Origin of the sequence: Haloferax sp. Atlit-12N (assembly GCF_003383095.1) — an archaeon.
In the GTDB taxonomy this organism is placed as follows: domain Archaea; phylum Halobacteriota; class Halobacteria; order Halobacteriales; family Haloferacaceae; genus Haloferax.
The window spans coordinates 1-1,210 of record NZ_PSYW01000043.1; the positions used below are offsets into that span (position 1 = coordinate 1).

At 66.4% G+C, this 1,210-nt stretch carries 1 protein-coding gene; it reads right to left on the bottom strand.

Features of this window, described 5'->3' with window-relative positions; translation table 11 throughout:
• Positions 1 to 1,210, bottom strand: a 1,210-nt coding sequence (locus C5B90_RS19875) for a mandelate racemase/muconate lactonizing enzyme family protein (RefSeq protein ID WP_148708274.1), incomplete at both ends; no start/stop codon positions are given.

The window sequence follows — 1,210 nt, forward strand, 5'->3', positions numbered from 1 at the left end:
CCTCGTCGAACAGCGTCTCGCCGTCGACCATGTGCTCTTCGACGGTGTCCATGTCCAGCGTCACGCCGAGGCCCGGCTTCTCCGGAATCTCGATGTAACCGTCCTCGATGACCGTCTCCTCGACGAGGTCGCCCCACCAGCCCAGCTCGTAGGAGTGGTACTCGACCGCCAGCGAGTTCGGAATCGCCGTGCCGACGTGCGCGGAGGCCATCGTCGCAACCGGCGACGAGACGTTGTGCATCGCGACCGGCACGTAGTACTGGTTCGCCACGTCCGCGATTTTCTGCGTCTCGCGCATTCCGCCGACCTTCGGCATGTCGGGCGCGACGATGTCCACGGCCTGGTTCTCGATGAGGCGGCGAAGCTCCGTCACGCGGTAGCGGTTCTCGCCGACCGTGATGGGCGTGAGCGTGGACTTCGTGACTTCCTCCTGCACGTCGAGGTTCTCCGGCGGCACGGGGTCTTCGAGCCACCACACGTCGTAGTCTTCGAGCGCGGCCGCGAGGCGCTTTGCGCTCCCGCCCGAGAACGTCCAGTGGCAGTCGAACGCCACGTCCGCCTTGTCCTTGACGCGCTCTGTCACCTTCTCGACGATTTCGGCCTTGTGCCGAATCTCGCCGGGTCGCAGGTGGCGGTTCGCGCGGTCCTTCTCGAAGCCGGAGGGCACGTCGAGGTCGAACTTCAGCGCGTCGTAGCCGAGTTCGTCGACCACGCGCTCGGCCTCGTCGGCGCACGCTTCGGGGTCGGCCTCCTCTTCGGTGTGGCAGTCGCAGTAGACGCGGACCTTGTCGCGGTACTTCCCGCCGAGAAGCTGATAGGCGGGAATGTCGAGAATCTTGCCCGCGAGGTCGTGCAGCGCGATTTCGATGCCCGCGATGGCGGTGACGGTGACGCCTTCGACGGAGCCCTCACCGGACATCTTCTGGACGAGGTGCTCGTACAAGCGGTCGATGTCGAGGGGGTTCTCGCCGATGACGAACGGCTTCATGCGCTCGATGAGCTCGGGCACGCCCGCGCCCCAGTAGGCCTCGCCGGTGCCGACGACGCCCGCGTCGGTGTAGATGCGGACGAGCGTCCACGGGAAGTTGCCGTCGACCATCGTCGTCTGCACGTCGGTGATTTCGACGTCGCGGCCGCCGCCGCGCTTGGCCGTCACGCCCATCGTCTCCGCCGACAGCTCTCGCATCGTGTACTCCGCGTTCGGATCGTG